The organism is Streptomyces sedi (assembly GCF_006335015.1).
GTDB classification, from domain to species: Bacteria; Actinomycetota; Actinomycetes; order Streptomycetales; family Streptomycetaceae; genus Streptomyces; species Streptomyces sedi.
In genome coordinates this window covers 1-8,578 of record NZ_VDGT01000042.1, presented here as the reverse complement: position 1 = coordinate 8,578, position 8,578 = coordinate 1, and the positions used below count along the sequence as shown (strand labels likewise).

The following is an 8,578-nucleotide window of genomic DNA, read 5'->3' as shown; positions in this document are numbered from 1 at the left end:
CGGCTGTGGAGTTGCGGAATCGGTTGGGTGCGGCGACGGGGGAGCGGTTGCCGGCGACGTTGGTGTTCGACTATCCGACTCCGTCGGCCCTGGCCGACTATCTCCACACCCAACTCCTCGGCGACCAACAGGGGTTCGACGGAACCCCGCCCGGCGCCGTCGACGACGGCGAGGCCGAGATCCGGCGCGCCCTGGCCACGATCCCGCTGGCCCAACTGCGCCAGGCGGGGGTGCTGGATGTCCTCCTGCGGCTCGCCGAGGCGGATGTCGGCGTCTCCGCGCCGCAGCCCGAGGAGTCGAGCGGCATCGCCGAGCTGGAGGTGGCCGATCTGGTCCGCCTCGCGCTCGACGGCGGGGGCGAGCCCACGGGCGCCGAGGAGGGGAGCGACCGATGACGGTCTCGACCGACGAACTGGTCAGGGCGCTGCGCACCGCGATGCTGGATGCCGAACGGCTGCGGCGGGAGAACCAGCAGCTGACCGCCGCCCTGGCCGAGCCCCTGGCGGTCGTCGCCATGGCCTGCCGCTATCCCGGCGGGGTGACGACGCCGGAAGAGCTGTGGGAGCTGGTCGCCGAGGGCCGGGATGCGGTGTCCCCGTTCCCCGCCGACCGGGGTTGGGACCTTGGCACGTTCCGCCAGCCCGGCCTGCCGGAGGAGTCCGCCACGCTGGAGGGCGGGTTCCTCACTGGCGCGGGCGAGTTCGACGCGGGGCTCTTCGGGATCTCCCCACGCGAGGCGCTGGCGATGGACCCGCAGCAGCGCCTCCTGCTGGAGACCACCTGGGAGGCGTTCGAACGGGCAGGCCTCGACCCGCTTTCCTTGCGCGGCACCACCGCGGGCGTGTTCATCGGCGCGATGCCGTCGGAATACGGCGAAGGCGCGGTGCCCGAGGGCGAGTTCGACGTCGCCGAGGTCACGGGCAACGCCGGGAGCTTCATCTCCGGCCGGCTGGCGTACACGTTCGGCCTTGAGGGGCCGGCCGTCACCGTGGACACGGCCTGCTCCTCCTCCCTGGTGGCGCTGCACCTCGCCGGGCAGGCCCTGCGCCAGGGCGACTGTGACCTTGCCCTGGTCGGCGGGGTTTCGGTGATCTCCAACCCCGGCCTGTTCACCGGCGCCGGTCGGCAGATGACCCTGGCCCGGAACGGGCGGTGCAAGCCGTTCGCGGCAGCCGCTGACGGCCTGGGGCTGGGCGAGGGAGCCGGGGTGCTGCTGCTGGAGCGCCTGTCCGACGCCCAGCGCGCCGGACGTGAGGTGCTGGCTGTGATCCGCGGCACGGCGGTCAACCAGGACGGGGCGTCCAACGGCCTGACCGCCCCGAACGGGCCGGCGCAGCAGCGGGTGATCCGGCAGGCGCTGGCCAACGCGCGCCTCTCCCCGGCTGACATCGACGCGGTCGAGGGCCACGGGACGGGCACCACCCTCGGCGACCCGATCGAGGCGCAGGCGCTGCTGGCCACCTACGGAAGGGACCGGAGGGACGGCCACCCCCTGTGGCTGGGGTCGATCAAGTCCAACATCGGCTATCCCAGGGCCGCTTCGGGCGTCACCGGCGTGATCAAGATGGTGATGGCGATGCGGCGCGGGCTGCTGCCCAGGACGCTGCACGTGGACGAGCCGTCGCGGCATGTGGACTGGTCCGCCGGCGCCGTCGAGCTGTTGACCGAGGCCCGGCCGTGGCCCGAGCGTGGAACGCCACGGCGGGCGGCCGTCTCCGCGTTCGGCATCAGCGGCACCAACGCGCACGCCATCGTCGAGCAGGCCCCGCCCGCCCCCGACCCCGGCGGCCCGGGGCGGCCGATGCCGCAGGTGCCCTGGGTGCTCTCGGCCCGATCGGCGGAGGGAGTGCGGGCGCAGGCCCGACGACTGCGGCAACGGCTCGCAGACGAACCGGAGTCGAATGTCGCCGACGTCGGCTACACGCTGGCGACCGCCCGGGCCCGACTCGACCACCGCGCGGTGGTCCTCGGGGCGAGCCGCGAGGAGCTGCTGGCGGGACTGGGCGCCCTGTCTGAGGGCGAGCCGGGTGACGGCGTGGTCTCCGGCCGGGCACGCGGCGATGTGCGTCTGGCGGCCGTGTTCTCCGACGCCGGCCCCGCGCCGGACGACGCGGGACGCGAACTGCACGCGGCGTTCCCGGCGTTCGCCGAGGCCGTCGAGGAGGTCTACGGCGAGCTGACGTCGCGGTTGGGCCGCGAGGCCCGACCGGCGTGGCTCCTCGGGGAGGGGGCGGGCAGAGCGGCACCGCCGCAGGGCTCCGAGGCGCCACGGGTGGCGCTGTTCGCGCTCCAGGTCGCGCTCTACCGGCTGATGTCCGCGTGCGGTGTCCGGGCCGACGTGGTGGTCGGGCACGGCATCGGCGAACTCGCGGCGGCGCACGCGGCCGGCGTGCTGTCGCTGCGCGACGCCTGCGCCTTGGTCGCCGAGGACGATCGGCTGCGCCGCGAGGCGCCGCACGACGGACCGGAGGCCGGGCTCACGGCGTTCACCCGGGCCGTCGAACGCCGCCCGTTGGCCGCCCCGACCGTCCCGATCGCGTCCGGTACGACCGGCGACGAGGTGCCCGCCGAACAGGTGCGCGCCGCTGCGTACTGGGCGCGGCAGGTCTGGCGTCCCACTGGCTCCCTGCCCGGCGTCCGGCGGCTCGGCGAGCGTGGGGTCTCGGCGCTGGCGGACCTGGGCCCGGGCGGGGGCGTCGTGGACGACGCCGGCCCCGGCCGGGGCGCCGTGCCGCTGCTACGCGGCGACGGCCACGAGGCCCGTGACGTGCTGGAGGCGCTCGCGCGGCTGGCCACGCACGGGCTGGCCGTGCGCTGGGAGGGCGTGTTCGACGCCTCGCGAGCGCGCCGGGTCCAGCTGCCGACGTACGCGTTCCAGCGCGAGCCGTATTGGATGGCCGCGTCCACCCGCCCCCGGCCTGAAGCGGCCGAGACGGCCTTCTGGGAGGGCGTGGAGAAGGGGGACGCCGACGTGGTGGCGCGGGTTCTCGGTGTCGACGAGCCCGGGGAGCGAGCGGCGCTGGCGGCGACGCTGCCGGCGCTGTCGGCCTGGCGACGCGGCCACGGGCAGCAGTGATCAGCAGTGAGAAGGGGAGTGACGTCATGGCAGCAACCGACGGCGAGGGCGACGCGTGGATTCGACGGCTGGGGCCCGGGGCCCCGGGGGCAGCCCGGGTGGTGGCGTTTCCGCACGCCGGGGGTTCCGCCAACGTGTACCTCCCGTTGGCCCGGAGCCTCTCACCCGAGATGGATGTCTTCGCGGTGCAGTACCCGGGCCGGCAGGACCGGATGGCCGAGCAGCTGATAGACAACGTTCCCGAGCTTGCCCAGCAGGTCTTCCGTCGCCTCGTCAGCTGGACGCGCTCTCCTTTGGTTCTGTTCGGACACAGCATGGGCGCGACGGTCGCGTTCGAGGTGGCGCGGCGCCTGGAGCAGTTCGGGTCGGTCCCGCTCGTCGGACTCGTCGTCTCGGGACGGCGGGCTCCCACCATCCAGCGCGATGACGAGGACGTGCACCGCCGTGACGACAGCGAGCTCGTGGCGGAGATCCGCACCCTGAACGGGACGGACCCCGCGTTCCTGGAGGACGAGGAACTGCTGCGGATGATCCTGCCCGTCGTCCGCAACGACTACCGGGCGATCGAGACCTACCGGTACCAGTCGGGCCCCAGGCTGAGCTGCCCGCTCACCGCACTCCTCGGCGACGCCGACCCCAAGGCCGGGATCGACGAGGCGATGGGCTGGCGCGACCACACCACGGGCGCTTTCCACTTCCTCAGCTATCCCGGCGGCCACTTCTATCTCAACGACCGCATCGACGCCGTCGGCAGGCAGATCGCGTCCCTCGCCGTCGCGGGCCAGCCCGTCACCGGCCAGCCCGCGCAAGGGCGTTGACGCCGCACGGCCTGCCGGCGACCGCGTGACAGCGGACGGCGAGACGAGAGAAACCACCGCGCCCGCGCCCTGACCAGGGGCGCGGGCGCGGTGGCCCGGGGGGGGAATGTGGCTTCTACGCCTGGGCGGTGTGTTCGGCGTCCGCGACGCCCTCCTCCTTGGACGCGGTGGAGGGTCGGCCGGGGAGCAACGCGGTGGTCAGAACGGCGCTGAGGATCGCGACGGCACCGGTGGCGATGAGCACCATGGTCATGCCGCTCATATAGGCGTCCCTGGCGCTGGCGGCAAGCGCCGGCAGGTCGAGGCGCTCCGCCACGGCGAGTCCGCCGGCCACCGAGTCGTCCGCCGCGTCCGCCGCAGCCTCGGGCAGCCCGTCCGTGTCGATGTCGTTCGCGTAGCCCTGGGCCAGCAAGCTGCCGAGCAGGGCGACGCCCAGGGCCCCGCCGATCTGACGCAGGGTCATGGTGATGGCGGTGCCCGCCCCCGAGCGCTCGGCCGGCAGGTCGTCCAGCACGGCGTCCATGGCCGGCGACAGTGCCATGCCGATGCCCATGCCGACCGCGGCCAGCCAGACGACGACGAAGCCGTACGAGGTGTCCGTGCCGGTGGTGGCGCCGACAGCCAGCCCGACGCCGGAGAGCAGCAGCCCGACTCCCACCGGAACGCGGTAACCGCCGACCGCCAACCGTTCGCCGAGGGGGGCGCCGATCACGAGGCCGCCGATCATGGGCAGCAGCCGTAGGCCGGTGGCGAACGCGTCGTGCCCCGCGACGTCCTGCAGGTACTGCGGCAGCACGAACAGCATCCCGAGCAGGGTGAAGCTGACGAGCATTCCGGCCAGGCTGGCCCAGAGGAACTGGCGCCGGGCGAACCACCTGAGGTCGATCATCGGCTGCTCGGTGCGCAGCTCCCAGGCGGTGAAGGCGCACAGCAGCAGGGCGGCCAGCGCCAGCGTGCCCAGAACCAGCCCATCGCCCCAACCTCGGTCGGGTGCCTCGATGATCCCGTAGACGAGGATGGCCAGCCCGGCGGTGGACAGCAGCGCGCCCGGGAGGTCGAGTCGCCGTGGGGCGGGGTCGCGCGTCTCGGGCATCAGGAAGACGATCGCCAACAGCGCGATCGCCGCCATCGGGATGTTGATGAGGAAGATCGAGCCCCACCAGAAGTGTTCCAGCAGGTAGCCGCCGATGAGCGGGCCAAGGGGGATGCCCGCGCCGGTGCCCACCACGAGGAGGGACACGGCCCGGCTCCGGTCGTCGGGCCCGAAGAGCGCGGCCACGACGGCGAAGGCGACGGGCAGGATGATGGCACCGCCCACACCCATGCCCGCCCGGGCGGCGATGACCACGCCGGCCGAGTCCCCCCACGCCGCCAGGGCCGACGCGGCGGCGAACAACACGAGGCCCACGACCAGCAGCAGCTTCCGGCCGTACTTGTCGCCCAGCGCGCCGCAGGTCAGCATCAGGCCCGCCAGCACCACGACATAGGCATTGACTATCCACTGAAGGGCATCGGTCCCCACCGACAACTCGCCGGCGATCGTCGGCAACGCCACATTGAGGATGGTGATGTCGAAACCGATGGTCAGCGCGGCAAGCACCAGGGCTGCCAGAGCCCACCATCGCCGCGGGTTGTCCCATTGCTCCATGGGGGTTCCAATCAGTCGACAGTTCCTGTCGACATCGCTGCTAGCCGATCAATGCCTCTGAAACGCTATCATCGGCGATCGTCGATTGAAAAGTGGCGACGTCATGGTTGGTAGTGGCCCGTGCGCACACGACGGGGGGCGGCACTCCTGCCCACCGCCCGACCCTGGCGTCTCACACCCGCAACGCCTCGTACCTCACCCCCGTCAACTCCTCGCTCCGTTCCCAGAGTCGCTTCGCCATCGTGTCGTCCCTGGTCCACTTCGCTCGCCAGGAGCGGGTGGGCCGGCCACGCCAGCCCTGGATGCGAGGCCCGATGAAAGCGTTGGGCTCCACGCCCGGCGCGGTAGCGGCGAACAGCGTCGGCAACGCGCCCTGCTCGGCGGACTGTGCGAGCAGCCGGTACGTCAGCGTGGTGAAACGCTCGGCGAATCTGCGGCCTTCCAACCGGGGTGCGGCGTACTGGAGGTTCGTCGCGGCGTAGCCGGGGTGGGCGGCGGCGGCCATCACATCGGCACCGGCCGCGTCGATGCGGCGGGCCAGCTCGTGCACGAAGAGGAGGTTCGCCGACTTCGACCGCGAGTACGTGGTCCAGCGGTTGTAGCGGCGCTCACCGTGGAGGTCGTCGAGATTCACCTGCCCGCCGAAGTGGGAGATGCTGGAGAGGGTGACCACCCTGGCCCCCTGTGCTGCCAGGAGCTTCGGCAACAGCAGGCCGGTGAGCGCGAAGTGGCCGAGGTGGTTCACCCCGATCTGCGTCTCGAAGCCGTCGGCGGTCCGGCCGTACGGCATGGCCATCACGCCGGCGTTGTTGATCAACAGATCCAGCCGCTCACCGTCCAGCTCCTCGGCGAAGGCCCGCACCGACTTCAGGTCCGCGAGGTCCAGTGGCCGGAACTCCACCTCAGCGCCCGGCACTTCGGCCAGCAGCCTGTCCTGCGCCTCGCCGCCCCGCTGGCCGCTGCGGCAGGCCAGCACCACCCTGGCGCCGTGTCGGGCAAGCTCGCGTGCGGTGGCGTAGCCGAGGCCGCTGTTCGCCCCGGTGACCACGGCCCGCCGGCCGCTCAGGTCGGGAATGTCGCCCGCCGTCCAACCGCCCATCTGCGCATGTCCTTTCGTCGAGTCCTGTGTGATCGGCCTGTGCTTGGGGTGCGCTCACGCGTCCATGAGGCGCTTGAGATCGGTCGCGTACTTCTCGATGAGGGACTTCGCCACGTGGGGGACGTCCCTGTCCTCGCCGATCTCCTCGGCCTGGACAGCCGTGCGGAAGCGGTCCGACGGCACGGCGGGGGCACCCATGGCCGCCTCGGGGTTCCGGAGCACGTGCAGGAGCGGCTGTGCCGAGTGCCGTTGCCGCGCCTCGGACATCGCCTTCATCGCCGACTCGAACCGGGTGATCCAGTCCTGGTAGTCGTCCACCCGCTCGATCCGATGACCGGCCTCCACGAGCCAGTCGACGAAGGTGTCGAGCGAGACCCCGTCGTCGTGCGAGTTCACCAGGCTGAACGTCCGGTAGCCGGCTGTGATGCCCGCGCCCAACGTCACGATGGCCTCGGCGGCGAAGTCGACGGGCAGTCCGTCGTAGTGCGGCCGGGGGCCATCCGCTCGGTGGGCGGTGGGGTAGAAGGAGCGCGGCGCCACACCTGTGGCGAGCAGGCTGAAGAGAAGGCGGCTGAACATGTCGGAGACGTTCACCTGCCCGCGGTAGCGGCTGTGCGCGAGGACCATGCTGGAACGGAAGGTCGCGACCGGCAGCCCGCACAGCTCGTGGGCCTCGCGGAGGAGCACCTCGCCCGCCCACTTGCTCGTGGTGTAGCCGACGCCGTACCCGCCGTCGACGGCCTGGACCGGGAGGGCGAGACGCACGTCCGCGTCCTCGTCGACGGCCGGTCGCCCGGGGTGGGACGTCGCGACGACCGCGCTGGAGACATAGGTGACCGGCTTGATCCGGTGGGTCAGCGCCAGCTGGACCACCTCCGCCGTTCCCAGGACGTTCGCCTCGAACAGGTGCTGGTACGGGAGCACATGGTTCACCAGCGCGCCGGCGTGCACGATGACGTCCACCTCCTCCGCCAGCCGACCCCACGTCTCCTCGTCCAACCCGAGTCGGGGCTCGGCGATATCGCCGTTCACCACCTCCAGACGCTCGGCCGCCAGCCTTTCGTACGTACTGAGCAGCTCCGCGTCCCCGCTGTCGAAGGACTCGTCGAGGCGTCGCCGCGCGGCGGCGGCACTCGAACCGCGCACCAGGCAGACCAGCCTCCCGCCCGTGTTCGCCAGGCGCTGGAGCCACTCAAGGCACAGGAAACGGCCGATATAGCCGTTCGCGCCGGTCAGCAACACCGTGCGGGGCAGGTCCACCGGGCGGGCGAGGCCCTTGGCGTCGGCGAGGGTTCCCGCGTCAAGGAACTTGTCCAGCGTCAGATCCGTCGCGCGGACCTCGGTGCTGTCCTCGCCGTGCACGGAGGTGAACGTGGGCCGCCGCACCCCGTCGCCACGCGTTGCCTCGACATGGTCCGCCATGGCGGCCACGGTCGGGGTGCTGAACAGGACCCGCAGCGACAGCGTTTCGCCGCCGAGGGCATCCCTCAGCCGAGCGATGACCTTCGTGGCCAACAGGGAGTCGCCGCCCAGGGCGAAGAAGTCGTCGTACACCCCGACCTGTTCGACCTGGAGTACCTCAGCCCACACCGTGGCGATGGTTTCCTCCAACTGCGTGCGCGGGGCGACCGATTCGCCGGCCGGACGGACGGGGGCGGTGTCGAGCGCGGCCAGGGCCCTGCGGTCGACCTTCCCGTTGGCCGTCAACGGCAGGGCGTCCAGGGCGACGAAGGCGCCCGGGATCATGTGCTGTGGCAGCCGCTGCGCCAGGTGGTCACGAAGCTCCTCGGCGGTGGGGGGAGTGGCCGCACTCGTGGTGATGTAGGCGGTGAGGGCGTGGTAGCCGGGGTGGTTGGGGTGGGGGGTGGGGGTGACGATGGCGGTGTTGATGTGGGGGTGGTGGGTGAGGTGGGTTTCGATGTCGCCGAGTTCGATGC

The 8,578-nt window shown here is 72.1% G+C and carries 6 protein-coding genes; 3 read left to right on the top strand and 3 right to left on the bottom strand.

Annotation, left to right across the window (positions count from 1 at the left end; genetic code table 11):
- The 3 genes from FH715_RS27905 to FH715_RS27895 all read left to right on the top strand — a co-directional run.
- Positions 1-395, top strand: a 395-nt coding sequence (locus tag FH715_RS27905) for an acyl carrier protein (protein WP_170184856.1), incomplete at its 5' end; no start/stop codon positions are given.
- Entirely contained in the window at positions 392-3,076 is a 2,685-nt protein-coding gene (locus FH715_RS27900) for a type I polyketide synthase (protein WP_139650286.1), read from the top strand. The genes FH715_RS27905 and FH715_RS27900, both read left to right, overlap by 4 nt.
- 26 nt (positions 3,077-3,102) lie before the next feature.
- Complete coding sequence (locus tag FH715_RS27895; RefSeq protein ID WP_139650284.1) at positions 3,103-3,894, top strand: thioesterase II family protein; 792 nt, start codon at positions 3,103-3,105, stop codon at positions 3,892-3,894.
- Between the two features lie 115 nt (positions 3,895-4,009).
- On the opposite strand, the gene FH715_RS27890 is transcribed toward FH715_RS27895, so the two are convergent.
- The 3 genes from FH715_RS27890 to FH715_RS27880 form a co-directional block, all read right to left on the bottom strand.
- Entirely contained in the window at positions 4,010-5,542 is a 1,533-nt protein-coding gene (locus tag FH715_RS27890; RefSeq protein WP_139650282.1) for an MFS transporter, read from the bottom strand.
- 172 nt (positions 5,543-5,714) lie between these two features.
- Positions 5,715-6,641: an oxidoreductase gene (locus FH715_RS27885; RefSeq protein ID WP_139650280.1), complete on the bottom strand. Its 927-nt coding sequence runs from the start codon at positions 6,639-6,641 to the stop codon at positions 5,715-5,717.
- Between the two features lie 54 nt (positions 6,642-6,695).
- Positions 6,696-8,578, bottom strand: a 1,883-nt coding sequence (locus FH715_RS27880; protein WP_139650278.1) for a thioester reductase domain-containing protein, incomplete at its 5' end; no start/stop codon positions are given.

Coding starts and splice junctions, on each gene's coding strand:
- FH715_RS27900 (WP_139650286.1), top strand. CDS start 392: ATGACGGTCTCGACCGACGAACTGGTCAGGGCGCTGCGCACCGCGATG.
- FH715_RS27895 (WP_139650284.1), top strand. CDS start 3,103: ATGGCAGCAACCGACGGCGAGGGCGACGCGTGGATTCGACGGCTGGGG.
- FH715_RS27890 (WP_139650282.1), bottom strand. CDS start 5,542: ATGGAGCAATGGGACAACCCGCGGCGATGGTGGGCTCTGGCAGCCCTG.
- FH715_RS27885 (WP_139650280.1), bottom strand. CDS start 6,641: ATGGGCGGTTGGACGGCGGGCGACATTCCCGACCTGAGCGGCCGGCGG.